This window comes from Leclercia sp. GHBNCSD, from assembly GCF_055805075.1.
On record NZ_JBQVYO010000001.1, the window covers coordinates 1,654,858 to 1,678,849 of the forward strand.

The 23,992-nt window shown below is 55.9% G+C and carries 23 protein-coding genes; 10 read left to right on the forward strand and 13 right to left on the reverse strand.

Going from position 1 to position 23,992, the window contains the following annotated elements; translation table 11 throughout:
* The first annotated feature begins 19 nt into the window (after positions 1–19).
* Positions 20–1,315 carry a Gfo/Idh/MocA family protein gene (locus tag ACT3IC_RS08080; RefSeq protein WP_473477084.1) on the forward strand — a complete coding sequence of 432 codons (1,296 nt, stop codon included), beginning with the start codon at positions 20–22 and terminating at the stop codon, positions 1,313–1,315.
* A 107-nt stretch (positions 1,316–1,422) separates the two neighbouring features.
* Positions 1,423–2,700, forward strand: a complete 1,278-nt coding sequence (locus ACT3IC_RS08085; protein WP_420193184.1) for an ABC transporter substrate-binding protein — start codon at positions 1,423–1,425, stop codon at positions 2,698–2,700.
* A gap of 52 nt (positions 2,701–2,752) precedes the next feature.
* On the opposite strand, the gene ACT3IC_RS08090 is transcribed toward ACT3IC_RS08085, so the two are convergent.
* Entirely contained in the window at positions 2,753–3,442 is a 690-nt protein-coding gene (locus tag ACT3IC_RS08090; protein WP_114316142.1) for an LrgB family protein, read from the reverse strand.
* Positions 3,435–3,845 (reverse strand): CidA/LrgA family protein, encoded by a 411-nt coding sequence (locus tag ACT3IC_RS08095; RefSeq protein WP_103177875.1) that lies wholly within the window; start codon positions 3,843–3,845, stop codon positions 3,435–3,437. The genes ACT3IC_RS08090 and ACT3IC_RS08095 overlap by 8 nt, the downstream gene beginning before the upstream one ends.
* Before the next feature lie 101 nt (positions 3,846–3,946).
* On the opposite strand from ACT3IC_RS08095, the gene ACT3IC_RS08100 reads away from it, so the two are divergent.
* Entirely contained in the window at positions 3,947–4,831 is an 885-nt protein-coding gene (locus ACT3IC_RS08100; RefSeq protein WP_103177874.1) for a LysR family transcriptional regulator, read from the forward strand.
* Between the two features lie 78 nt (positions 4,832–4,909).
* Here ACT3IC_RS08100 and ACT3IC_RS08105 read toward each other — a convergent pair whose 3' ends face one another.
* The 4 genes from ACT3IC_RS08105 to soxR all read right to left on the reverse strand — a co-directional run bounded on the left by ACT3IC_RS08105 (position 4,910) and on the right by soxR (position 9,760).
* Positions 4,910–6,556: a Na+/H+ antiporter gene (locus tag ACT3IC_RS08105; protein WP_156653734.1), complete on the reverse strand. Its 1,647-nt coding sequence runs from the start codon at positions 6,554–6,556 to the stop codon at positions 4,910–4,912.
* 151 nt (positions 6,557–6,707) lie between these two features.
* On the reverse strand, positions 6,708–8,057 hold the full coding sequence (gene ghxP / locus ACT3IC_RS08110; protein ID WP_103177872.1) for a guanine/hypoxanthine transporter GhxP: 1,350 nt from the start codon (positions 8,055–8,057) through the stop codon (positions 6,708–6,710).
* A 298-nt stretch (positions 8,058–8,355) separates the two neighbouring features.
* On the reverse strand, positions 8,356–9,027 hold the full coding sequence (locus tag ACT3IC_RS08115) for a glutathione S-transferase family protein (RefSeq protein ID WP_159340260.1): 672 nt from the start codon (positions 9,025–9,027) through the stop codon (positions 8,356–8,358).
* Between the two features lie 274 nt (positions 9,028–9,301).
* Entirely contained in the window at positions 9,302–9,760 is a 459-nt protein-coding gene (gene soxR / locus ACT3IC_RS08120) for a redox-sensitive transcriptional activator SoxR (RefSeq protein WP_103177870.1), read from the reverse strand.
* Positions 9,761–9,858: 98 nt separating this feature from the next.
* Here soxR and soxS point away from each other — a divergent pair, with 98 nt between their 5' ends.
* Positions 9,859–10,185: a superoxide response transcriptional regulator SoxS gene (gene soxS / locus ACT3IC_RS08125; protein ID WP_103177869.1), complete on the forward strand. Its 327-nt coding sequence runs from the start codon at positions 9,859–9,861 to the stop codon at positions 10,183–10,185.
* On the opposite strand, the gene ACT3IC_RS08130 is transcribed toward soxS, so the two are convergent.
* Together ACT3IC_RS08130 and ACT3IC_RS08135 are read right to left on the reverse strand one after the other, a co-directional pair.
* Positions 10,182–11,768, reverse strand: coding sequence for an EAL domain-containing protein (locus ACT3IC_RS08130; protein ID WP_159340261.1), 1,587 nt, complete (start codon positions 11,766–11,768; stop codon positions 10,182–10,184). The two genes, soxS and ACT3IC_RS08130, sit on opposite strands and share 4 nt — an antisense overlap.
* Before the next feature lie 339 nt (positions 11,769–12,107).
* Complete coding sequence (locus ACT3IC_RS08135) at positions 12,108–13,511, reverse strand: sensor domain-containing diguanylate cyclase (RefSeq protein ID WP_103177867.1); 1,404 nt, start codon at positions 13,509–13,511, stop codon at positions 12,108–12,110.
* Positions 13,512–14,060: 549 nt separating this feature from the next.
* On the opposite strand from ACT3IC_RS08135, the gene ACT3IC_RS08140 reads away from it, so the two are divergent.
* Positions 14,061–14,342, forward strand: a complete 282-nt coding sequence (locus tag ACT3IC_RS08140; RefSeq protein WP_103177866.1) for a YjcB family protein — start codon at positions 14,061–14,063, stop codon at positions 14,340–14,342.
* Positions 14,343–14,420: 78 nt separating this feature from the next.
* On the opposite strand, the gene ACT3IC_RS08145 is transcribed toward ACT3IC_RS08140, so the two are convergent.
* Entirely contained in the window at positions 14,421–15,320 is a 900-nt protein-coding gene (locus ACT3IC_RS08145) for a LysR family transcriptional regulator (protein WP_156653731.1), read from the reverse strand.
* 69 nt (positions 15,321–15,389) lie between these two features.
* Between ACT3IC_RS08145 and ACT3IC_RS08150 the strand changes: the two genes are divergently transcribed.
* The 3 genes from ACT3IC_RS08150 to ACT3IC_RS08160 all read left to right on the forward strand — a co-directional run bounded on the left by ACT3IC_RS08150 (position 15,390) and on the right by ACT3IC_RS08160 (position 17,773).
* Positions 15,390–16,034, forward strand: coding sequence for an NADPH-dependent F420 reductase (locus tag ACT3IC_RS08150; RefSeq protein WP_259935564.1), 645 nt, complete (start codon positions 15,390–15,392; stop codon positions 16,032–16,034).
* A 9-nt stretch (positions 16,035–16,043) separates the two neighbouring features.
* A complete protein-coding gene (locus tag ACT3IC_RS08155; RefSeq protein ID WP_103177863.1) occupies positions 16,044–16,925 on the forward strand; it encodes a helix-turn-helix domain-containing protein in 882 nt (293 codons plus the stop codon).
* A gap of 101 nt (positions 16,926–17,026) precedes the next feature.
* The gene (locus ACT3IC_RS08160) at positions 17,027–17,773 is read left to right on the forward strand and encodes an SDR family oxidoreductase (protein WP_156653728.1); all 747 of its coding nucleotides are present in this window, start codon (positions 17,027–17,029) and stop codon (positions 17,771–17,773) included.
* Between the two features lie 52 nt (positions 17,774–17,825).
* On the opposite strand, the gene ACT3IC_RS08165 is transcribed toward ACT3IC_RS08160, so the two are convergent.
* Both ACT3IC_RS08165 and ACT3IC_RS08170 read right to left on the reverse strand, forming a co-directional pair.
* Positions 17,826–18,035 (reverse strand): YdgH/BhsA/McbA family protein, encoded by a 210-nt coding sequence (locus tag ACT3IC_RS08165; protein WP_159340262.1) that lies wholly within the window; start codon positions 18,033–18,035, stop codon positions 17,826–17,828.
* A 210-nt stretch (positions 18,036–18,245) separates the two neighbouring features.
* Positions 18,246–18,968 carry an SDR family oxidoreductase gene (locus ACT3IC_RS08170; RefSeq protein WP_159340263.1) on the reverse strand — a complete coding sequence of 241 codons (723 nt, stop codon included), beginning with the start codon at positions 18,966–18,968 and terminating at the stop codon, positions 18,246–18,248.
* A gap of 98 nt (positions 18,969–19,066) precedes the next feature.
* Here ACT3IC_RS08170 and ACT3IC_RS08175 point away from each other — a divergent pair, with 98 nt between their 5' ends.
* Positions 19,067–19,960 (forward strand): LysR family transcriptional regulator, encoded by an 894-nt coding sequence (locus ACT3IC_RS08175; RefSeq protein ID WP_159340264.1) that lies wholly within the window; start codon positions 19,067–19,069, stop codon positions 19,958–19,960.
* A 71-nt stretch (positions 19,961–20,031) separates the two neighbouring features.
* Here ACT3IC_RS08175 and ssb1 read toward each other — a convergent pair whose 3' ends face one another.
* Entirely contained in the window at positions 20,032–20,559 is a 528-nt protein-coding gene (gene ssb1 / locus ACT3IC_RS08180; protein WP_103177858.1) for a single-stranded DNA-binding protein SSB1, read from the reverse strand.
* Between the two features lie 251 nt (positions 20,560–20,810).
* Here ssb1 and uvrA point away from each other — a divergent pair, with 251 nt between their 5' ends.
* Positions 20,811–23,636 (forward strand): excinuclease ABC subunit UvrA, encoded by a 2,826-nt coding sequence (uvrA, locus tag ACT3IC_RS08185; RefSeq protein WP_159340265.1) that lies wholly within the window; start codon positions 20,811–20,813, stop codon positions 23,634–23,636.
* Here uvrA and ACT3IC_RS08190 read toward each other — a convergent pair whose 3' ends face one another.
* Complete coding sequence (locus ACT3IC_RS08190; protein WP_103177856.1) at positions 23,637–23,990, reverse strand: MmcQ/YjbR family DNA-binding protein; 354 nt, start codon at positions 23,988–23,990, stop codon at positions 23,637–23,639.
* Positions 23,991–23,992 lie beyond the last annotated feature (2 nt).

Consider the following 23,992-nt stretch of genomic DNA (forward strand, 5'->3'; position numbering starts at 1 on the left):
TTATTTAATCGAGGATGCCATGAAAAAATATGCTCTGGTCGGAACCGGCGGTCGCGCGGGTTTATATATTTCCGCCATCGGTGGCGCCTGGCGGGAAAATGCCAGACTGGTCGCGTTCTGTGATACTAACAAGACGCGCATGCAGTACGCCAATCAGTTATTAAAAAACGAAGGGGCGGATCCGGTTTCTACCTGGCAGGCGGCGCAGTTTGAAGAGATGATCCGCGAGACGCAGCCCGATATCGTCATTGTCACCACCATGGACCGCACCCATGATGACTACATCGTGGGTGCCCTGCACGCCGGCTGCGATGTGATCACCGAAAAGCCGATGACCATCGACGAACAGCGCGCCCTGCGCATACTCGATACCATTGAAGAGACGGGCCGTAGCGTGCGCGTGGCCTTCAACTACCGCTACGCGCCGCACCACAGTAAAGTGCGCGAACTGCTGATGCAGGGGACGATCGGCAAGGTCACCTCGGTCCATTTCGAGTGGCTGCTTAACACCGAACACGGCGCGGACTACTTCCGCCGCTGGCATCGGGAAAAGCGCAACAGCGGTGGCCTGCTGGTGCATAAATCCACCCACCACTTCGATCTGATGAACTTCTGGCTGGGCAGCTACCCGGAACGGGTTTACGCCGAAGGCAGCCTGCAGTTCTACGGCAGGGAGAATGCGGAGAAGCGCGGCGTGACCCGGTTCTACCCGCGCGCCCACGGCTTTGCCGACGCGAAAGACGACCCGTTTGCGCTGCATATGGAAGAGAATGCGCAACTTAAGGCGCTCTATCTGGACGCCGAACACGAGGATCGCTACTTCCGCGATCAGAGCGTCTTCAGCGACGGGATCACCATCGAAGATACGATGTCGGTGCTGGTGAAATACCAGAACCAGGTCCAGCTCACCTACTCCCTCAATGCCTACCTGCCGTGGGAAGGGCTGAACGTGGTCTTTAACGGCACTGAAGGGCGTCTGGAGATGAAGATCGTCGAGAAGTCCTACGTCAATGCCGGGGGGGAGCGGGAACATGAGGGCAGCCTGGAGCAGTGCGACCTCACCGTCTTCCCGATGTTTGCCGAACCCTGGAAAGCGGAATTCAGCCTCGGTGAAGGGGGGCACGGCGGCGGCGACAACGCGATGCTGGCCGACCTGTTCGGCGCGCCACGCCACGATCCGCTGCAGCGCGCAGCCGACCACCGTGCCGGGGCCATGTCTATCCTCACCGGCATTGCGGGCAATATCTCCATGCAGCAGCAGCGTCCGGTCAACTTTAAGGAGTTTGAGCTGGTATCCCGTCTGACGAAACGCTAAGCGTCTCACGCCGGCGCGGCCCGCTACCGCGCCGGAACCGCCGGTAGTATTGTGCAGTTACTCACCTGTTTAATAACAATATTTATGCCTCTGTTCCGGAGACAATAATGAAAAAACTCGTTTCAGGTGTTATCGCATCGCTGTTATTTTCCTGTACCTCTGTCTGGGCACAAGCGCCCGTTGAACTACGCATGTCGTGGTGGGGTGGCAACAGCCGCCACCAGGCGACGCTGAAAGCGCTGGAAGCCTTCGAAAAAGCGCATCCGGAGATTAAGGTGAAGCCCGAATATACCGGCTGGGACGGGCATCTTTCGCGCCTGACCACCCAGATGGCGAGCGGCACCGAGCCGGACGTAATGCAGACCAACTGGCCCTGGCTAATCCTCTTTTCCAAAAATGGTGAAGGGTATTACGACCTGAATAAGCTGAAAGCGGAGCTCGATTTAAGCCAGTACCAGGCGCAGGATCTGCAATCGACCACGGTGAAAGGCAAGCTCAATGGCCTGCCGATTTCGGTCAACGCCCCGGTCTTTTACTACAACGACGTCACCTGGCAGAAAGCCGGGCTGGCGTATCCGAAAACCTGGGACGACTTTTTTGCCGCCGGGAAAGTGTTCCAGCAGACGCTGGGCAACAACTACTACCCCTACGCCATGGTCGATCAGGATGTCATTTTGCTGCTCAATGCGTACATGATGCAGACCCACCAGAAGTCGATGTTCAACAGTGATGGCACCTTCGCCTGGAACGACGCGCAGTGGGTCGAGGCCTTCGATTTTGTGAAACGTCTGAGCGACGACCACGTTCTGCCGTCGCCCAAAACCCTCTCCTCCTACGGCAAGGGCAACCTCTATGAGATGAAGCCGTGGATTAACGGTGAGTGGGGCGGGCTCTTCACCTGGAACATCACCATTCGCATGTTTGCCAACAACATGACGCCACCGGCGAAACTGGTGCTGGGCGATTACGTGATGCAGCCCGGCACAGAGGAGTCCGGGGTCTACTTCAAAACGGCACAGATGCTGTCGGTGGCAAAATCCACTAAACATCCGAAAGAGGCGGCGATTCTGGTGAATTACCTGCTTAACGATCCGCAGTCGGTGGAGGCTCTTGGGCTGGAGCGCGGCATTCCGCTCAACAAGGCGGCGGAGGCGCAGCTGACGGAGAAAGGGGTGATTGACCCGCAGGATCCGGTGATTGCCGGGCTACGCCAGGCGCAATCGCTGCATACCACGGTCGTCGCCACGCCCTATATCGAGGATTTACAGGTGATCGACCAGTTCACCTCGGCGCGGGAAAAACTGGAGCAGGGTCAGGCACCCGCTCAGGTCGCGGCGGATTTCCGCCAGAAGGTGGAGCGAATTGTGCGGCGGTTGAACCGTTAGCGCCGCATTCAGAATCGGTAGGCCGGGTAAGCGCAGCGCCACCCGGCATTTATCAGAACATCAGCCAGCCCACCAGCGGGGCCACCAGCACCATCAACACGCCGGAGAGCATCATCACCAGGCTTGCCACCACGCCCTCCTGCTGGCCCAGCTCGTAGGAGCGCGCGGTGCCCGCCCCGTGGGAGGCCGCGCCAAACCCGGCCCCTTTCGCCATCCCTTCGCGAATGGAGAGGCGCAGAAAAAGCATGTCCCCTACCGCCATACCAAACACCCCGGTGACCACCACGAACAGCGCCACCAGATCCGGCTGTCCGCCGAGCGGTTTTGCCGCCGCCAGGGCAAAGGGCGTGGTGACGGAGCGTACCGCCAGGCTGCGCTGGATCTCGTCCGACAGGGTAAACAACCGCGCCAGCCAGACCGAGCTGGTGACGGCCACCACCGTGGCGGTGATCACCCCGGCGGAGAGCGACATCCAGTGGCGTTTTATCACCGCGAGGTTGTCGTAGACTGGCACCGCAAAGGCGATGGTCGCCGGACCCAGCAGCCACAGCAGCCAGTGCGCTTCGCCAATATAGTTCTGCCACGAGATATGCCCCCACACCAGCATCATCACCAGCAGGATCGGGGTGAAAACCAGCGGCATCAGGGGCAGTTTACGAAAGCGGCGGTAGAGGCGCTTGTTGGCAAAATAGATAATCAGCGTCACCACCAGGCAGAGGACGCTGACCTGAAAGTTAGTCATGTTTCTGCCTGCTGATTTCAAAGCGGTAGACTTTATCCACCACCCACGCGGTCGCGCCCAGCACCATCAGCGTGCTCAGGGCGATCACCGCAAAGATACGCCAGCCGTCCACCATCAGCAGTTGGACGTAATTGACTACCGCCACCACTGCCGGAACGAAAAAGAGCAGCATCTCCGCCAGCAGCCAGCGCGACCCCGCCCGCACCCAGCTGAGAGGAATAACGCGACAGAGGATCAGGCTGAACATCAGCACCATGCCGACCAGATTGGCCGGCAGCGGCAGATGGAGCCAGCGAACAAGGTATTCAGCGAAGACAAAAAGAGCGGCATAGAGCAGGACCTGAACCGGTACCTGGAGTCGTTGCACGACGGCAGGCGTAACGCGACCTAACGCCACGGTCATGGGGGATTTCCTCAAAATGAGACGGAGCGCCAGTATAGTCAGCGCCCGTAATTGACTGAAATGAATTAAAATCATCAAAGGTATAGTTTCGAGGAATAGTCATGGACATACGCACGCTGCGTTACTTTGTCGAAGTGGTCCGCCAGCAGAGTTTTACCCGCGCCGCGGAGAAGCTCTTTGTTACCCAGCCCACCATCAGCAAAATGCTGAAAAACCTCGAAGATGAACTCAACTGTACCCTGCTGATCCGCGACGGGCGCAAGCTGCTGCTGACCGACACAGGCCGCGTGGTGTTTGAGCGCGGGCTGGCGATCCTGGCGGAGTTTCGCCAGCTGGAGGCCGAGCTTGGCGACATCAACCACCTGAACAAGGGCATACTGCGCCTCGGCATCCCGCCAATGGTGGGAATGATGATGGCGGGACCCATCGGCCTGTTTCGCCAGCGTTATCCCGGCGTGGAGCTAAAAATTTCTGAATTTGGCGGCTTAACCGTCCAGCAGGCGGTGATCAACGGCGAGCTGGATCTGGCCATGACCGCCCTGCCGGTGGAAGAGGATAGCGGTCTGACAGCGCTGCCGCTGTTCAGCCATCCGCTCTGTGTGCTGGTGCCGCGCTCCGGCAGCTGGCTGTCGCTCGACGCCATCAACCCTGAACTCCTCGCCGAGCATCCGCTGCTGATCTACAACGAAGATTTTGCCCTCAGCCGCCAGCTGATGCAGCTGTTCAACCAGCACGGCGTTAAGCCGCGTATCGCGGTGCGCAGCGGGCAGTGGGACTTTCTGGCCGCCATGGTGCAGGCGGGGGTGGGAATTGCCATCCTGCCGCAGCCCATCTGCGAACGGCTGGATAAAAAGACCCTGCGCTGGATCCCGCTCCAGAGCGATCTGCACTGGCAGCTGGGGATGATCTGGCGGGAAGGGGTCTATCTGTCGCACAGCGCTCAGGCGTGGTTGAAATGTTGTGAAGGGTTTTGGGTGGGAGAATAGCGCCGGGTGGCGGCGTCGCCTTACCCGGCCTACGGTTTACCAGGCCCGGTAAGCGCAGCGCCACCGGGCAATCAACCATTACGGCTTCTCAACCAACAGGGCTTCCATCAGATCGAGATCGTGCAGCAGTTTTTGCAGCGTCTCGTTGCTGATCTCCCGGGTGGCGCGCAGATGATAAAGCTCCGCACGTTCGGCGCGCAGCGCGGCCAGGCGGAAGCGACGCTCCAGGTTCTCTTCCTGCAGCGAGCTCTCTACGTCATTTCGGCCATCCGCACGGCGGCGCAGGTTACCAATGACCCGCGAGCTCACCTCTTTCAGCAGCTGCGTATCGAGGTTCTCTTCGGTATCGGCCGCCAGGCGCTCTTCCATCTTCTGGATGGTGACAATCGCCACTTCCGCGGTGGCCGCCCGGGCGATACGCGCCTCTTTATGCTGCTGGACGTGATCGCCCACCTCCATATGTTGCAGCAGGATGGGCAGCATCACCACGCCGACAAACAGCGAGAACAAGATCACCCCGGCGGCCAGGAACACCAGCTCGTAGCGGGCCGGGAAGACATCGCCGGTCGGCAACAGCAGCGGAATGGAGAGCACACCGGCCAGGGTGATCGCCCCGCGCACGCCCGCAAAGGTGGAAATCAGCAGTTCACGGGTCGTCCAGGAGCCAAACTCCATCGGTTTATTTTTCAGGAAGCGGACGCTGAATTTTTTCATCGTCCACAGCCAGCCGAAACGCACCAGCATCAGCGCGGCATAAATCAGCACGATATCGGTAAAGAGCATCCAGGTGTCGACGTTCGGGTCAGCCTCTGCCGCCACCAGCGAAGACTCAAGAATGCCCGGCAGCTGCAGGCCCAACAGCAGGAAGACCATGCCGTTAAAGACAAACTCCAGCATCGACCAGGTGCTGTTGGCACGCAGGCGCATCGCCAGCGGCGCGGTACGCATCACGCCGGAACGGGTGATGGTCATCCCCGCCGCCACCGCCGCCAGAATGCCCGACACGCCAATGTGCTCGGCAATCAGATAAGAGGCGAATGGCAGCAGGAACAGCAGTACGATCTGCGTGGCGGGTTCATCACCGCCCCAGCGGCTGAGGAAGCGCAGCGAACGGCCATACAGCCAGCTCACCACAAACCCGGCGAGGATACCGCCAATCGCCACTTTCAAGAACTCTACGGTGGCGCCGCCGACGGTAAAAATCATGGTACCCATCGCCACGGCAACGGCAAACTTCAGGGCCACCAGACCGGAGGCGTCGTTCATTAGCGCCTCACCCTGCAGGATGCCCATGATTTTTTTCGGCATGCGCCCTTCACCGACGATGCCGGAGAGCGCCACGGCATCCGTTGGCGACAGCACCGCCGCCAGTGCAAAGGCTGGTATCAGCGGGATCCCCGGCACCACCCAGTAGATGAGAAAACCGATCCCCATGACGGTGATAACCACCAGCGCCAGCGCCAGACCCAGGATCTCGCGCCCGTGCTCAAGAAACTCGCGCGTGGGCGTTTTCCAGCCGTCGGCAAAAAGCAAAGGAGGAATAAACAGCACCAGAAACAGTTCCGGATCAAACTCGACATGCAATCCGAACGTCGGCCAGGCCAGCAGAGCACCGATGGCAATCTGCATGAGCGGCAGCGGTAGCTGAAAGGGCAGTACGCGGGTAACTACCCCGGAAAGTGAGACCACAAGGGTCATGATGAGTATTGTGAAGAAAATTTCCATGCGTTCCCTGTTTGCGATAATTCTGTTCGTTTAGGCCACTGGCATCGTGCCTTAATGTACCTTTCCCAGAGTAACGCATAAGACAACGAGATGTGTCCTGAAAATAAAAACGGGCGGCCTGAGCCACCCGTCTTTTTACGCCGCATATGGCTTAGATAGCCCAGCCGCCCGCGTAGAAGACCACCAGCGCGACGGCAATCACCACCGTACCGATGTTCAGTTTACGCCATTCGCCTGAGACGATACGGCCAATCACCAGCGAGGCAAAACCAATCATGATGCCGGTAACAATGTTACAGGTCAGCACAATAAATACCGCGGTGATAAGGCCGGACATTGCGTCGACGAAATCGGCAAAATCAATCTTCGCCACGTTGCTCAGCATCAGCAGACCCACATACATCAGCGCAGGGGCGGTGGCGTAAGCCGGCACCAGATACGAGAGCGGCGCGAGGAACAGGATCAGCAGGAACAGCACGCCGATGGTAATCGCCGTCAGACCGGTTTTACCGCCTGCCGCCGTACCCGCCGCCGATTCGATATACACCGCAGCAGGTGCCGCCCCGACCAGACCCGAGAAGACGCTGCTCAGGGAGTCGGTGGTCAGCGCTTTGCCGCCGTCGATAATCTGGCCATCTTTATCCAGCAGGTTCGCCTGACCGGCTACCGCGCGGATGGTACCGGTGGCATCGAAGACCGCGGTCATCACCAGCGCCAGTACGCTTGGCAGCACGACAGGGTTGAGCGCCCCTACGATATCCAGGCTGCCAATCAACGAGTTGCCGTTTTCGTCACTCAGGGATGGCATGGCGAATACGCCGGAGAAGTGTACGGCAGGATCGAAAATCAGGCCGACAATGGAGACGCCGATGATGGTCAGCAGGATGCCGCCCGGCACTTTCAGTTTTTCCAGACCAATGATCACCGCCAGGCCAATCAGCGACATGATCACCGGGAAGCTGGCAAAATTACCCAGCGCAACCGGCAGACCGTCCAGCGGGTTTTTGATCACCAGACCCACGCCGTTGGCGGCAATCAGCAGCAGGAACAGACCGATACCAATCCCCGTCCCGTGGGCGATGCCCTGCGGCAGGTTGCGCAGGATCCAGCTACGGATACCGGTGGCAGAGATAATGGTAAACAGCACACCCATCAGGAACACGGCGCCCAGCGCAACCGGCACGCTGATCTGCTGACCCAGCACCAGGCTGAACGCGGTAAAAGCGGTCAGCGAGATGGCACAGCCGATCGCCAGCGGCAGGTTAGCCCACAGGCCCATCACGATGGAGCCGACACCGGCAACCAGACAGGTGGCGACAAAGACCGCCGCCGGTGGGAAACCAGCTTTACCCAGCATGCCCGGCACCACGATCACCGAGTAGACCATCGCCAGGAAAGTCGTCAGACCGGCAACGATCTCCTGACGCGCGGTGCTGCCGCGGGCAGAAATTTTAAAAAAGGCGTCGAGTGAACCGCCGGTACGCGCAGATGGCGTAGACATAGAAAACATCCCCTGAAAATTATAATTGTCGTCTGTCAGCGTGACGGACACTCCACGACCCGCTAAACGTCATATCCTTGTGCTGCGTTTATGACAAAAAGGGGAGTCATAAAAAAAGCAAACGTTTAGCTTTGCGCTGACAAAACGGGTGTCGAAATGAAGGCAAACGATTATCCGTCCTCAATGCGGGCATTTTCAACTTAACTTTGACGTTTTTCGCTAAAATGCGTGCGAGGCGGTGAAGAAGTGAACAGAGTATGCGCAAACGTTATCGTGAATGCGCAATTTGATAACAATTTCAGGACCCGCCAGGGATCTCGAACGGCCCGCCCTGCTGGATCGCCCGCTGCCAGGCCGGACGCATTTCGACATTTTTCTTCCAGTTTTGCAGGCGGGGAAGATTATCTATGCCGCCGCGTTCCAGCAGGGCGAAGACCGGAAAGCTCATCTGCACGTCCGCCATGCTGAGATGATCCCCGGCGAACCAACGATGCTTCTCCAGCGAGGACTCCAGAAAGCGGGCATGCGTTTCCAGCTGGCGGTTAAGATAGGCCTTCTCTACCCCCTGCCCCAGCACCTTGCCGAGCGTTCGCAGGCCAAACGGGACGGGCGGTTTACCGAGGCTGGCGAAGACCAGCTTCATCAGCAGCAGCGGCATTAACGAGCCTTCTGCGTAATGGAGCCAGAAACGGTATTGCAGTTTTAGCTCACGCTCCTGCGGCTTCATCTGTCCCCCGGGATCGTAAGTTTCCTGCAAATATTCGAGGATAGCGCCCGATTCCGCCAGGATCAGGCCGTTGTCCTCCAGCACCGGAGATTTTCCCAGCGGGTGGATTTTACGCAGCGTGGCGGGGGCCATCATGGTCTTATCCCGCTGATAACGAACGATCTGGTAAGGCAGCGAGAGCTCTTCCAGCGCCCAGAGCACGCGCTGCGATCGGGACTGATTGAGGTGGTGGACCGTTATCATTGTTATCTCCAGTCAGGCGTATCCACTAACTATAGAAAATTGCACAACCTGGCGAAAAAATTTTGCCGAGTTTTTGCGCGATGAGGCTGGCAAAGCTAAGGCTGCGGCCTAGACTTAAAGTGTCAGCACAAGCCGGAACCTCCACCAGATGCTCGACTGAGGGGTGTTGATGTCGGGGGAAACCCTCCTGTGAACCAGCGGGATAGAGAGAAAGACAAAGACCGGGAATAACTAAAGCGCCCTGTTGTGGCGCTTTAGTTTTTTATATGTCCGGCTAATCCTCTTCCAGCAGCCGCGCGCCGGTACCCTGTTCGCCCAGCTTATCGCCAGGGTTACGCAGCGGGCAGTCGCTGCGCGACAGGCATCCGCAACCAATACATCCATCCAGCTCATCGCGCAGCGCCACCAGAGTGTGAATGCGCCGGTCCAGCTCATCGCGCCACTGGGAAGAGAGGGCCTTCCACTCCTTTGCGCTCAGGGTATGCCCTTCCGGCAGGATGCCAAACGCCTCGCCAATGGTGGCCAGCGGGATGCCAATACGCTGGGCAATCTTAATGATCGCCACATAGCGCAGCACGTCACGGGTATAGCGGCGCTGGTTGCCGGCGTTGCGGATGCTTTTAATTAACCCTTTGCTTTCATAGAAGTGCAGTGCAGAGACCGCCACACCGCTACGCCTTGCCACCTCGCCCGGCGACAGCAGCGGTTTAATCCGCGGTAATTTCTTTTCCATAAAACCTCTTTACCTCAAGTTAACTTGAGGAATTATACTCGCCCGCAGACAAAACGACGAATCAACCGATACAGGTGTATCCAGAGAGAGGCTGCTCTATGTCACATCAACAAATTATTCAGACACTTATTGAATGGATGGATGACCATATCGATCAACCTTTGAGTATTGATGTGGTGGCGAAGAAGTCGGGTTACTCGAAGTGGTACTTACAGAGAATGTTCCGCGCCGTCACGCACCAGACGCTGGGCGAATACATTCGTCAACGCAGATTATTGCTGGCTGCCCAGGCGTTACGCACCACCCAGCGGCCCATTTTTGATATCGCCATGGATCTGGGATATGTCTCCCAGCAGACGTTCTCCCGCGTCTTCCGCCGCGAATTTGATCGCACCCCCAGCGACTATCGCCATCAGCTTAACTAGTGGCTATGAGCAAGGGCTGCCGCGACGGGCTGATGTTGCCAGGTCATGAAATCCTGCGGTGACATCGCCTTGGCAAAGTGCCAGCCCTGGCAATACTGAACGCCGCGCTTGTTCAACCACATCACCTGCTCCACGGTTTCTACCCCTTCCGCGATGGTTTTCAGGCGCAGGCTTTGGGCCATTTCGATAATGTGCTCGACGATGAGATGGCTGGTGCTGTTGGTGGTCAACGTATCGATGAAGGTCTTGTCGATTTTGAGGATATCCACGTTCAGCGAGTAGAGGTTGTGCAGGTTGGAATAGCCGGTACCAAAATCGTCAATCGCCACTTCATATCCCGCCTGGCGAAATGCCTGGATCACCGGCGTGGTCCTGGGAACATCAATGAAACCGCGCTCCGTCACTTCAATTTTGATCTGCTGGGCCCGCACATTATAGTGTCGGGCTTTATCGGTGATCATCGCAATCAGGCGTGAAGAGTGGAAGTCCGTTGCCGAGAGGTTAATGGAGATATAGAGATGCGGGTTACAGGCCAGGAAATGGCCCAGATCGCTGAAGACTTCTTCTACCACATAATCGGTGATGCGTTCGCTCATCCCCTCTTTTTCTGCCAGCGGGATAAACTCTACCGGGCTCATTACCGGACCGTTAAAACCAGGCCAACGCAACAGCGCTTCTGCGCCGACACACGCATTTGTTTTTATGTCGATAATCGGCTGGTAATGCAGGCATAGTTGTCTTTTATTTAATGCCCGGTGCAATAAGCGGCCTGGTGAATTAAATTCGCGTCGCGTCCGCGACCACATCAGTAAAATGATAATACTGCTGATCATGCCCAGCGGCAGGGTTAACGTTGCCTGATAATAGAGAACTTCATAAAAACGCTGATTGGTGGTCGAAACAATCGCGGCAATCGGGCGTTTCTCGGAGCGAACAATAGTGTAAAAACGACCTTCTTTCTGGAATATAGCTTCGTTATCGCCAATCAGCTTTTTTAAGGCATTTTCTTTTGCCTGTTCACTAATGGAGAAAAAGTCGTTGTTCACCGTATCAAATACCCCCCACGCCAGGGAGCGGTCGGATGACATGACTTCGCTATAGGTCAGAGGATTAACCACCACCACATAATTACCGACCTGCATATAGGTCATTTTATATCCCGCATAAAATGGCGTATCGCGGTAATAATAGATAGAGACGTCAGGCGCGCGTTGGTAATTGGCAGCAGAAATTAAATAGGGGTTTTCAGGCGTGCTGGTTGTTGAGCAGAGAAACGCTTTACCTTCGGCGTACAGCAGGTCGGCAATGTAGAGTCGGCCCCGGACAATATTTAACATATATTGTCGGTGATCCGGTGTACAAATATCACCCGAGTATTTTTCAGCCGCCTGACGTGCCAGCTCAACCTGCTGAATAACCAGTTCGGTTTTGTCTAAAGCGAGTGCGGCAAATGAGCGAAGTTGACTGCTTGTTTCGTTGACCGCGCGTTGCTGAGCAAACCATAGCGCAAGCATCACAGGTAGCAAAACTACCATGATAACCCCGACTATCCTCAGCACCTTGTCCCGTGCGTTACGATTCATTTCCGCCCTATTATCCCTGCTTTTTATGTGCCTGTAGTCATGAAGGCCGGATGCTTTGCTAAACAGGTGATTACGTTGCATGAATCATGCGAAGTTAGCAACTGACTTTTAACGCCAATAACCTAATATTGAGTTATGCCGATAATATTTGTCCGTAAGCCAAACTGAAAGTATTCGTTTCGTGTTTATTAAGTTAAATAATTACCGTTCCAGGAAGCCAGGCTCCCGGATAACTCAACAGAAAATCGTCGATTAAGCCAAACTACCTACAGAATGAAAAAAGCGCAACTTCATCATGAAATTTTGTGCTATTTAACCCGTCAGGATGATTGAAGTGATTTATAAATAATCAACCGCGACGATTGTTTTACCTCTTCCGCCGCGCTTGGCATCGTAAAGTGCCTTATCTGCGCTAATGAGTAGCGATGAGGTATCGCGTGGTTTTCCATTCACCTCCACCACGCCCGCACTGAAAGAGAGTGTTAAGGTGCGGCTGCCGACCTTGAGCGGCGTGAGAGAGAGCGCCTGACGGAGTACCATGGAGAGCTGCACCGCCGCGTCACTGCGGGTCTTTGGCAGCAGCAGTAAAAACTCCTCTCCCCCTACCCGGCCCAGCGCTGCCCCCGAGGGGATCACCCTCCGCAGGCAGTCGCAAAAATGCATCAGCGCAGCATCGCCCACCAGATGCCCCCACTTATCATTAATCTGTTTAAAGAAATCCAGGTCGAGCATCATGACAGAGAAGTGGCTATCCGCCTCTTCGCGCTGGCAGGCCTCCAGCGCAGCGCCAATCTGCTGCAGGATGGCAGAGCGATTCAGACAGCGTGTCAGATCGTCGGTGGTCGCCTTCATCTCCAGCTGCTGCTCCGCTTTTTTACGCGCGGTAATATCGAGCCCGATATTGAGGATTGAGCCGTCCGGCAGAGAGATATTCGACCACAGGATGGTCAGCTGAACCCCGTCCCGACGTAGCGGATGCCATTCGTACATATCGTTCAGCGGGGTGGTATTCACCGACTCGTGCACCCGGCGGCGCTCCTCCGGGTCTGGATAAAAGAGCGCCAGCGGATCGGCATGGGCGTTGATCTCCACCATCGTCCAGCCAAACACCTTTTCGCACTCGGCATTCCACAATACGCAGCGGCTATGGCGGTCAAAGGAGTTCATCAGTACCGGCGCCCGCTCAAACAGGGTTTTATACTGGGTGATCACCCGCTGCATCTCTTTTGCCGTGCGCTCACGGGCAACGAGACCGGTCAAATAGTCCTTCAGTTTTTCGACCAGGATCACCACCACCTGTTTCAGCACGGTGATGCTGCTTTGCGGTTGCGCAAAGCCGAGGAAGAAGTAGCCGTTGCAGCGATCCTGTTGCAGCGACAATTTATACAGCACGCCACACTGTAGTTGCCTGTGTCCCGGATGCATGGCAGGAAATAAAAGCGTACCGGTCTTCTCTTTCCAACAGATGACCCGCCATGCGCGGTGGTGACGCTGCAATAACGTGCTGGAAAGAAAGGCTTTAATTTCTGAGGAATGGCAGGTTAATTCACCGACGCTGACTACCTGCTGCTGACCCGCATCGTCCTCCACCATTACCCAGCTGGTCTGGGCGCCAAAGGTATGATTAATCGTCTGCAGAAGATCCGTTAAGGTTTGCTGCGACGATAATTTTGGCATTAATTTAGCTAATGCGTGCAGAGCCCGCGTACTGTCATTTATATTCTCTCGATTTGCTTGCTTCATCGTTTTATTCGTCGCTCATTTAACGAGATAAAAAATGTCGCAACGAATAAATCAGGAGTGAAAGGATACGCAGCCAGCATCTATTATTACGGCTGTCTGACCCTGTCGAAAAAAGATGTGTGTGTAAAATTAAAAGTACAGCAAATAATAACCAGTAAAAGCCTGATTTATTTATTACGGGCTAATTACGTAACCGGATGAAGCATAATCCATAGGTCTGAGGCTGTAAATATTGTACAACCACAGGTTACCTGTACACGTTTTCTTATCTCAATGAATTATCGATAAAGTTACCGCAACCCGAGCAATTAGCTGATTAAAGATATATTCCTGCGGCCCTATAACCATATTAAATAAAGGGTTAAAAAAGGCCATTTTCATGCATTTGCCCACTGGCGAATAAAAGAACAAATGTGATATAGTTCACACATATGATGTAACGCAAAACATCGTTTCATTTTGTCAGTCTGAGCTTGCCGATAGCCAGTTTGCCACGTCCGGGCAACGTCGCGCTATACCCGGCGGCGGATATCTTTGAGGATCGGTCTTATGGCAGCTATTACCACCGGTGTTGTCTTTGCACGCTGGGAATTGTTGAGCGCGGTGCTGATGTTTCTGGCCAGCACCCTGAACGTTCAGTTTAAAAAGTCGGATTACGCAGTACTGGCGGTGATCAGCACCTGTCTGGGTCTGGCGGCGGCATGCTGGTTTGCCACCGGCCTGCTGGGCATCACCCTGCTGGATATGGCCGCGGTCTGGAATAACGTTAAAACGATCATGGTTGAGGCAATGAGCCATACGCCGCCGGACTGGCCAATGATGTACACCTAGTTCCAGCGATAAAAACCAGACCAGGGTCTGGTTTTTTTATGACCATCGCCGGCCTGGTTGTCAGATCGCTAATTCACCTTATTCATTTGCATGCGCTTTGAGCTTATTGATAAACCAGCGTCCGGCCGGGCCTGGAGGGTATTCCCTCAAATGTACGGCGTACATTGAAAATCCCGCGCCAACGTCAGGCTGCATCTGTAAATTCAAAGCGACCAGCCGACCGCTGGCAAGATCTTCCTCAACCATTGGCAAAGGCATATAGCCCCAACCCAGCCCCGCGCGTAAGAATGCATGCTTCGCTCCCATGTCCCCTATACGCCATGTCTTGCCCGACATAACGCCGAAGTTGCGCCCCGCAGTGAGCGTGGAACGATCGGCCAACACCAGTTGCACCTGCTCCTGCACAACCGAACGAAGGAGAGGGCCGGCTATTTTAGCCAGCGGATGATCTGGCGATACCACGGCTACGGCGCCTACGCTGAGAAGATACTCAGCTGCACAACCCGCAGGTAAATCGGGTAGCGAGCCGATTACCGCCACCCGGCAGCTACCGGCCAGTAAAGGCTGAAGTACCCCACCCAACGCCTCCACGTACAGACGCAAGGGCGTAGCAGGAAAGGCCTGCTGAAAGGCTTGCACCGCGGCAGTCAATTTTTCAACAGGAAACATCACATCCACGGATACCACAAGTTCAGGCTCCAGCCCTTCAGCCAGGGTGCGTGCCTTAGCCTTGAACGCGTCCATTCCCGCCGTTGCAATACGCGCTGACTCCAGCAGGGCAAGCCCCGCCTCCGTCAGTCTGGGATAGCGCCCCGTTCGCTCAAACAACGGAAAGCCAACCTGAGACTCAAGGTTCGCCAGCGTCGCGCTGACGACCGACTGCGCCCGCCGTAATTTGCGCCCAGCGGCCGAGAAACTGCCCTCATCAACTGCGGCAATAAACGTACGCAGTTGATCGATAGACATACCGTCAAGCATGTATCGCTCCGTTAGATGGGATCCATCTAATTATATAGGCTACACAGATGGAATGGCGATGATTACTATTTGGTCAGCTTCTCAACCATACATTTAAGGAAACAAGCGATGAAAACAGAAACCGTGGGTATTATTGGCGCTGGCGCCATCGGGCAGGCTTTTGCCAGACAGCTTGTCAATTCCGGGCTGAACGTTATTCTGAGCAATAGCCGTGGCCCCGACAGCCTGGCGGAAGTGGTGAACGCGTTAGGCGACAGGGCTCGCGCGGGTACCGTGCAGCAAGCGGCTGAAGCCGGGATAGTTTTTGTAAGCACCAACTGGAGCAGCACCGAAGCCGCGCTAAGCGGTCTAAACTGGAGTGGACGTATCCTGATTGATGCCACCAATCCGGTGATTTTACCCGGCTTTACCCTGGCCGAACTGGGTGGAAAAAATTCCAGCCAGGTGATGACGCAGTGGGCACCCGGCGCCCGCGTCGTCAAAGCCTTCAACACGCTTCTGGCCAGCGTGCTGGCGCAGGATCCGGCCCAGGCGGGCGGACGCCGCGTCGTGTTTATCTCTGGAGACGATGCCGGGGCGAAATCCGAAGTGGAAGCATTGGCCGCGCGAATGGGCTTCGCCACTATAGATTTAGGCAGCCTTGAAACGGGTGGTCATCTGCAACAGTTCCCTGGCGGTCCTCTGCCAGCCCTGAACCTGGTAAAACTGGCCTAGTCGATTAACATGACCCAGCGTACTTCCGCAGAGACATTCGAAGAATACATTCCCGGGGAGTTGCAGAAGGAACACCGGGCGCTCTCCTCCCGGGATGTATTTGTCCAAATCCTGACGCGTCGCCAGGTCCAGGAAAAGATTATTATTCCCGCCGTGCCGGAGCCCTTCATTGTGTGGATACTTTCAGGCTGTGCCCTGGTTGAAGAACGCTCCCCGGGAGAAGGGTGGATAGCAAACCCCGTTGTCGCAGGGGATTTTTTTCTCACTACGGCAGATTCGCCCACCGAAATGAGATGGCGAGCCGAGCCAGGCGCGCCGTTCATCGTAATGCACGTCTATATTGGCGTAGCCATGATGCAGGGCGTTGAATTGCGCGAAGTCTCCGGAGAGCGGGACGAAACGCTGTCCGCTTTGCTGGAACATATACGCGCGGAGCTTTACCAGCAAAATCAACCCAGCGGCCCGTTTATTCAGGGTATCGCCCAGGCGCTGGCGGTCCATCTGGCACGTACTTACCGGACCGATGCGAAGCGGCATCGCGGCGGCCTGCAGGCGTTTAAATTACACCGGGTCTTTAAGGCGATGCGTGACGATCTGGCTCAGCCCTTTGACCTGGCGCGGTTGGCCTGTCTGACCGGACTGAGCGAATTCCACTTCAGCCGCGTCTTTAAGCAGTCTACCGGGCTTTCGCCTTCCCACTATTTTATCCGACTGCGGATGGAAGAGGCGCGTCGCCTGCTTTCCGAAACAGATGATTCCATTATCAGTATCTCCCTGACCGTGGGTTACAACAGCCCCAGCCATTTTGCCTCAGCATTTCGCCGGGTAACCGGCATATCGCCTTCAAAATATCGTAGCGATTATCGTCGTAGCAAAATCACGACAGTTTGAGCAATCCGCCGCGCGAAGAGACCGGGTGAAAGAGACATGATTGTTCCGTACTTCAGAGGTTCTTTCTGAAGCGCTGAAATCCATTCACAAGAGGATCAATTATGGAACTCAACGGTAAAACCGCCATCGTGACCGGGGCATCAAGCGGCATCGGTGCTGCTACCGCCAAAAAATTAGCCGCACATGGCGTTAAAGTTGGCCTCGCCGCGCGCCGCCTGGATCGCCTGCAGGCTCTGGTCAGCGAAATTGAGGCTGCTGGCGGTAAAGCCATCGCGCTGGAAATGGATGTGACAGACCAGGCCTCCGTATCTGCAGGCGTGGCGACGTTGCACAAAACCTATGGCCGCATTGATATCGCCTTTAACAATGCCGGGCTGATGCCCATTTCGGACATCGCCAGCCTTAAACTTGAAGAATGGCATCGTATGGTAGACGTCAACATTAAGGGCCTGTTTAATACCGTCGCAGCGGTACTCCCTGTTATGCAGGCCCAGAAATCAGGACATATTATCAATACCTCCTCGATCGCCGGGCGTAAAACTTTTCCGGGACTGGGTGTCTACTGTGCGACCAAACACGCGGTAGCGGCCTTCAGCGATATTTTGCGCATGGAGATATCGCCTGAATTCAATATCCGTGTTACCTCGCTACAGCCTGGCGCGGTTGAAAGCGAGTTATTTGAGCATATCAGTGACGAGAATTACCGCGCCCGGATGGAGCAGTTAAAAGAGCAGATGACATTTCTGAAGTCTGCCGATATCGCTGACGCTATTCTCTACGCGTTACAGGCGCCGGACCATGTGGACGTGGCAGAGCTATTTATTATGCCCACCGAACAGCCATGGTAAAACAAAAAAAGCTGCCCGCCGGGCAGCTTTTTTTTGCAATGCTTATGCAAATTTATTTGGTCAGTTCAGCCGTTACGTAAGCCTTATTATTAAAGCGCGCACTGGTGATTTTATATGACGCACCAGCCTTTTGCGCCTGGACCGCTATTTTTGCTTCCGCGCCATCCAGAGTGGAGTCAACTGCGCTTACCGTCTGTGCCACACTACAGAATGACATCACAGATAAAGCAATACCTGCCATTAAGCCAGTCATATTTTTCATGTCTGATCTCCTTTAATCGGATCGGTATACGGCTGGATAGCTTTCCAGCGAAACGGAAATACTATCCCCACCTGATTTCAGCGAACGTTTTTTAACAGAATTAAATCTGCCGTAAACAAATGGGACGAATTTACTCAAGACCAGCGTTATTTTTTCATCACGCTTATTTATCAGGCCCTGTTAATAGCGAAACGCGTACAATATTCAGCTTTAATTTGCTGACGCAGTAGGCCTGATGGTTATTTCGGTGGTATCAACATTTTCGGGTGCCTCAATAACCTGCCGCACGGCGCGGGCAATATCAGCGGGTTTGAGCGAAATGGCACGATAGGCGTCCATCGCCGCCATGGTTTCTTTGTGGGTGATGGTCGAAGCCAGTTCGCTTTCTACCACGCCGGGATTAACGCAGGTTACGCGGATATTCGAGCTTTCCTGGCGTAAACCATCCGAAATTGCCCGTACTGCAAATTTTGTGGCGCAATAGACGGCGGCCGTTGGCACAACGGAAAGGGCACCGATAGAGCCAATATTGATAATCTGACCGCTGCCCTGCGCCTCCATAATGGGAAGTACCGCCCCAATTCCCCAGAGAACACCTTTAATATTAACGTCAACGGTACGTTCCCATTCATCCTGTTTCCCCGCCGCAAGGGGTGAAAGCGGCATAATGCCTGCGTTGTTGATTAAAACGTCAACGCGCCCCCACTTTTCGACTGCCGCCTGGACGAAGCCAGCCATCGACTGACGGCTGGTAACATCCAGCTCATGGGCTTCAGCCTGGCCGCCCGTATTGCGGATCTCTGCCGCAATGGCTTCTATGCGATCCAGCCTGCGTGCCCCCAGCAATACCTTCCCGCCAGCATACCCAAGCTCTCTGGCAATACCTTCACCAATACCGCTGGATGCGCCCGTGATTAAGATAACTTTATTCATGATGTGCTCCTTCAGTTGAGTTCAGGAAGATAATAGAACCCTTAGATTGTTTCTTGTATCCTGCTATCACTTGACTCACTGGTTAGCAGATCTAAACAATGAAGGTCGATCTTAATCTCCTGCCTCTTTTTCTCGCGGTCGCCGAGGAGCACAGCTTCAGCGCGGCCGCCGCACGCCTTGGCGTCACCCGGTCGGCAGTCAGCCAGGGTATAAGGCGTCTTGAGGATGCTTTCGAAACCCTGCTTGTCATGCGCACAACGCGTTCGGTAAACCTGACCGAAGCAGGCGAGCGGCTGCGTAACGCCTTATCTTTGCCTTTAGCAAATATCGAAGCGGCCTTTGAAGAGATCGCCCCGGACAGCGCGCCGCGCGGGCTTCTGCGGATTGCGGTAACATCAATAGCCGAAGAGTTTCTTTCTGGCCCCTTGCTCGCCTCCTTTGCGGCAGCGAATCCGGGTGTGACTATTGATATTCTGGTGTCGGATGAGGAGTTCGATATCGTGGCGGCGGGCTATGATGCCGGCGTGAGGCTGGGAGAGGTTATCGAAAAAGATATGATCGCCGTGCCTCTGACGGGGCCGCAGCGGGAAATGGTGGTTGCATCGCCCTCCTGGCTGGCGGCCAACAGCGCCCCCCGACATCCCCGGGAGCTGGTTCGCCATCGCTGTATCGGCTGGCGCCCTTCCCCGGATGTAGCACCCTATCGCTGGGAATTTGAGGAGGCAGGCGTCCCTTTCGATGTGGCCATCGATCCGCAGATCACCACTAACGATCTGCGTCTTATGCTGAACATCGCCCTTGCCGGCGGCGGCATCACTTTTGCTCCTCAGGAGACATTCAGGCCCTATATTGAAAGTGGGCAGCTTGTATCCATACTGGATGATTACCTGCCTGAATTTGCAGGGTTTTATCTTTATTTTCCGCAACGTCGCAATATGGCGCCAAAACTGCGTGCCCTGATCGAGCATATCAGGCAGTGGCGACAGCCGTAACTCACCCTTTCCTGACCCTCAGGTATAAAAAAACCCTGCCAGGCAGGGTTTTTATTTCGTTCTGCAAGAGATCAGAACGGGATGTCGTCATCGAAGTCCATTGGCGGTTCGTTGGACTGCGCTGGCGCAGATGGCTGCTGCGGACGGGACTGTGCGCCGCCGCTGAACTGGTTGCCGCCCTGCGGCTGCTGAGGCTGACCCCAACCGCCCTGCTGCTGCTGGCCGCCGCCTGCTGGCGCGCCACCGCCCTGACGGCCACCCAGCATCTGCATGGTACCGCCAACGTTCACCACCACTTCAGTGGTGTATTTTTCCTGGCCAGACTGATCGGTCCATTTGCGGGTACGCAGCTGGCCTTCGATATAGACCTGAGAACCTTTACGCAGATACTCACCGGCCACCTCGGCCAGTTTGCCAAACAGCACGACGCGGTGCCATTCGGTCTGCTCTTTCATCTCACCGGTCGCTTTATCACGCCAGGATTCGGAGGTAGCCAGCGTAATGTTGGCCACTGCACCACCACTCGGCATATAGCGTACTTCCGGGTCCTGGCCCAGATTACCGACGAGAATCACCTTGTTTACGCCTCTGCTGGCCATGATCGTGTCTCCTGAAAACAATTTCTAAATAGTGTAAACGCGCGAGTGTACCATTTCCATGCCGCATGTTCATAGCTGCGAGGCGGATTCCACCCAACTCTTTTCGTGGTCTATTTTTGCACAACGAATCTGAATTTGCATCTCAATACTGTATATCCAGCCAGGTCAATTTGTGTCATAATTAATCGTTTATGCCGGTTGTCCTTCAAACAAACCAGGCATTCCGTGTATCTACCTACCGGGAAAGGTGAATGGATAAGATCGAAGTACGGGGCGCCCGCACCCACAATCTCAAGAATATCAACCTCGTCATCCCTCGCGACAAGCTGATTGTCGTCACCGGGCTTTCAGGCTCAGGCAAATCCTCTCTGGCTTTCGACACCCTGTATGCCGAAGGTCAGCGTCGTTACGTTGAGTCGCTCTCTGCCTATGCGCGTCAGTTCCTGTCGCTGATGGAAAAACCGGACGTCGACCATATTGAAGGGTTGTCGCCTGCCATCTCTATTGAGCAGAAGTCGACCTCCCACAACCCGCGTTCCACCGTCGGGACCATCACCGAAATCCATGACTACCTGCGTCTGCTCTATGCCCGCGTAGGCGAGCCGCGTTGTCCGGATCACGATGTCCCGCTGGCGGCGCAGACCGTCAGCCAGATGGTGGACAACGTGCTGGCGCAGCCGGAAGGCAGACGCCTGATGCTGCTTGCGCCAATCATTAAAGAGCGTAAGGGCGAACACACCAAAACGCTGGAAAACCTGGCAAGCCAGGGCTATATCCGCGCCCGTATCGACGGGGAAGTGTGCGATCTCTCCGATCCACCGAAGCTGGAACTGCAAAAGAAACACACTATAGAGGTGGTGATCGACCGCTTTAAGGTGCGTGACGATATGACCCAGCGCCTGGCGGAGTCGTTCGAGACCGCACTGGATCTCTCCGGCGGTACGGCGGTAGTTGCCGATATGGACGACCCGAAAGCGGAGGAGCTGCTCTTCTCCGCCAATTTCGCCTGCCCGGTGTGCGGCTATAGCATGCGCGAGCTGGAACCGCGTCTGTTCTCGTTCAACAACCCGGCGGGCGCCTGCCCGACCTGTGATGGCCTGGGCGTACAGCAGTACTTCGATCCCGATCGGGTGATCCAGAATCCCGAACTGTCGCTGGCTGGCGGCGCCATCCGCGGCTGGGATAAGCGTAACTTCTACTATTTCCAGATGCTGAAGTCGCTGGCAGAGCACTATAAATTTGACGTTGAAGCGCCGTGGGGCAGCCTGAGCCCGAACGTGCACAAAGTGATCCTGTTCGGTTCCGGTAAAGAGAACATCGAGTTCAAATACATGAACGATCGCGGCGATACCTCGGTGCGTCGCCATCCGTTTGAAGGCGTGCTGCACAATATGGAGCGCCGCTACAAAGAGACCGAATCCAGCGCCGTGCGTGAAGAGCTGGCGAAGTTCATCAGCAACCGCTCCTGCGCCACCTGTGACGGCACCCGTCTGCGTCGTGAAGCGCGCCATGTGTATGTGGAAAACACGCCGCTGCCGGCCATCTCAGACATGAGCATCGGTCATGCGATGGACTTCTTCACCAACCTGAAGCTCTCCGGCCAGCGGGCGAAAATCGCCGAGAAAGTGCTGAAAGAGATTGGCGATCGTCTGAAATTCCTGGTGAACGTTGGCCTCAACTACCTGACGCTTTCCCGCTCCGCAGAGACGCTCTCCGGCGGCGAGGCCCAGCGTATCCGTCTGGCGAGCCAGATTGGTGCGGGCTTAGTGGGCGTCATGTACGTACTGGATGAGCCCTCTATCGGCCTGCACCAGCGTGACAACGAACGTCTGCTTGGCACCCTGATCCACCTGCGTAACCTCGGCAACACGGTGATTGTGGTCGAGCATGATGAAGATGCCATCCGCGCCGCCGACCACGTGATCGACATCGGGCCGGGCGCGGGTGTCCACGGCGGCCAGGTAGTGGCGGAAGGGCCGCTGGACGCCATCATGGCGGTGCCGGAGTCCCTGACCGGCCAGTACATGAGCGGTCAACGCAAGATTGAGGTGCCAAAACAGCGCGTGCCTGCCAACCCGGAAAAAGTACTGAAGCTCACCGGCGCTCGCGGCAACAACCTGAAAGACGTGACGCTCACCCTGCCGGTCGGCCTGTTCACCTGCATTACCGGGGTGTCAGGTTCCGGTAAATCGACGCTGATTAACGACACGCTGTTCCCGATTGCGCAGACTCAGCTGAACGGTGCAACGCTGGCAGAGCCCGCGCCGTACCGTGACATCACCGGGCTTGAGCACTTCGACAAGGTGATCGATATCGACCAGAGCCCGATTGGTCGTACCCCGCGCTCTAACCCGGCGACCTATACCGGTGTCTTCACGCCGGTACGTGAACTCTTTGCCGGCGTGCCGGAATCGCGCTCACGCGGCTACACGCCGGGCCGCTTCAGCTTTAACGTGCGCGGCGGGCGCTGCGAAGCCTGTCAGGGCGATGGGGTGATCAAAGTTGAGATGCACTTCCTGCCGGATATCTACGTGCCGTGCGACCAGTGCAAAGGCAAACGCTATAACCGCGAAACGCTGGAGATCAAATATAAAGGCAAGACCATCCACGAAGTGCTGGATATGACCATCGAAGAGGCGCGCGAGTTCTTTGATGCCGTTCCGGCGCTGGCGCGTAAGCTCCAGACCCTGATGGATGTTGGTCTGACCTACATTCGTCTGGGCCAGTCAGCAACTACCCTCTCGGGCGGGGAGGCGCAGCGCGTGAAGCTGGCGCGTGAACTCTCCAAACGCGGCACCGGACAGACGCTCTACATTCTGGATGAGCCGACCACCGGTCTGCACTTTGCCGATATCCAGCAGCTTCTCGACGTGCTGCACCAGCTCAGAGATCAGGGCAACACCATCGTGGTGATTGAGCACAACCTGGACGTGATTAAAACCGCGGACTGGATTGTCGATCTCGGTCCGGAAGGCGGTAGCGGCGGCGGTGAAATACTGGTTTCCGGCACCCCGGAAACCGTCGCGGAGTGCGAAGCCTCGCACACCGCCCGCTTCCTTAAACCGCTTCTGAAGTAGTTATACTGACAGCTGCTGCCGGGTCATCTCCGGCAGCAGTTCCACCGCCTGCGTGTAAGAGGCATCCACCAGGTAATAAATCTGCGAATCAGGAATCGACCCGTCCAGATAGACCGTGCTCCAGTGCGCTTTATTCAGGTGCTTGCTGGGACGCACGTCGCTGTGCTGCTGGCGCAACAGTTCCGCCAGTTCAGGGCTGGTTTTTAACGAGGCCGCCGGACGCCCCTCCACATCTTTCACCATCGCAAACAGCACGTCGGCGACTTTGATCTGGGTTGCCTTCCAGTCGCTGTGCACGCTTTGCTCCGCACCCGGCTTATTCATGCAGTACTGAAGTATCTCCGAAATTGTCATCT

Bases quoted from the DNA above. Each gene is read 5' to 3' on its own strand.
- ACT3IC_RS08135 (WP_103177867.1), bottom strand. From the start codon at position 13,511: ATGAAGCAAGCAAATCGAGAGAATATAAATGACAGTACGCGGGCTCTG.
- ACT3IC_RS08155 (WP_103177863.1), top strand. From the start codon at position 16,044: ATGACCCAGCGTACTTCCGCAGAGACATTCGAAGAATACATTCCCGGG.
- ACT3IC_RS08095 (WP_103177875.1), bottom strand. From the start codon at position 3,845: ATGACCGTGGCGTTAGGTCGCGTTACGCCTGCCGTCGTGCAACGACTC.
- ACT3IC_RS08115 (WP_159340260.1), bottom strand. From the start codon at position 9,027: ATGATAACGGTCCACCACCTCAATCAGTCCCGATCGCAGCGCGTGCTC.
- ACT3IC_RS08190 (WP_103177856.1), bottom strand. From the start codon at position 23,990: ATGACAATTTCGGAGATACTTCAGTACTGCATGAATAAGCCGGGTGCG.
- ACT3IC_RS08140 (WP_103177866.1), top strand. From the start codon at position 14,061: ATGGCAGCTATTACCACCGGTGTTGTCTTTGCACGCTGGGAATTGTTG.
- ACT3IC_RS08165 (WP_159340262.1), bottom strand. From the start codon at position 18,035: ATGAAAAATATGACTGGCTTAATGGCAGGTATTGCTTTATCTGTGATG.
- ACT3IC_RS08145 (WP_156653731.1), bottom strand. From the start codon at position 15,320: ATGCTTGACGGTATGTCTATCGATCAACTGCGTACGTTTATTGCCGCA.
- ACT3IC_RS08170 (WP_159340263.1), bottom strand. From the start codon at position 18,968: ATGAATAAAGTTATCTTAATCACGGGCGCATCCAGCGGTATTGGTGAA.
- ACT3IC_RS08080 (WP_473477084.1), top strand. From the start codon at position 20: ATGAAAAAATATGCTCTGGTCGGAACCGGCGGTCGCGCGGGTTTATAT.
- soxS (WP_103177869.1), top strand. From the start codon at position 9,859: ATGTCACATCAACAAATTATTCAGACACTTATTGAATGGATGGATGAC.
- ghxP (WP_103177872.1), bottom strand. From the start codon at position 8,057: ATGTCTACGCCATCTGCGCGTACCGGCGGTTCACTCGACGCCTTTTTT.
- ssb1 (WP_103177858.1), bottom strand. From the start codon at position 20,559: ATGGCCAGCAGAGGCGTAAACAAGGTGATTCTCGTCGGTAATCTGGGC.
- ACT3IC_RS08175 (WP_159340264.1), top strand. From the start codon at position 19,067: ATGAAGGTCGATCTTAATCTCCTGCCTCTTTTTCTCGCGGTCGCCGAG.
- ACT3IC_RS08100 (WP_103177874.1), top strand. From the start codon at position 3,947: ATGGACATACGCACGCTGCGTTACTTTGTCGAAGTGGTCCGCCAGCAG.
- ACT3IC_RS08090 (WP_114316142.1), bottom strand. From the start codon at position 3,442: ATGACTAACTTTCAGGTCAGCGTCCTCTGCCTGGTGGTGACGCTGATT.
- soxR (WP_103177870.1), bottom strand. From the start codon at position 9,760: ATGGAAAAGAAATTACCGCGGATTAAACCGCTGCTGTCGCCGGGCGAG.
- ACT3IC_RS08105 (WP_156653734.1), bottom strand. From the start codon at position 6,556: ATGGAAATTTTCTTCACAATACTCATCATGACCCTTGTGGTCTCACTT.
- uvrA (WP_159340265.1), top strand. From the start codon at position 20,811: ATGGATAAGATCGAAGTACGGGGCGCCCGCACCCACAATCTCAAGAAT.
- ACT3IC_RS08130 (WP_159340261.1), bottom strand. From the start codon at position 11,768: ATGAATCGTAACGCACGGGACAAGGTGCTGAGGATAGTCGGGGTTATC.
- ACT3IC_RS08085 (WP_420193184.1), top strand. From the start codon at position 1,423: ATGAAAAAACTCGTTTCAGGTGTTATCGCATCGCTGTTATTTTCCTGT.
- ACT3IC_RS08160 (WP_156653728.1), top strand. From the start codon at position 17,027: ATGGAACTCAACGGTAAAACCGCCATCGTGACCGGGGCATCAAGCGGC.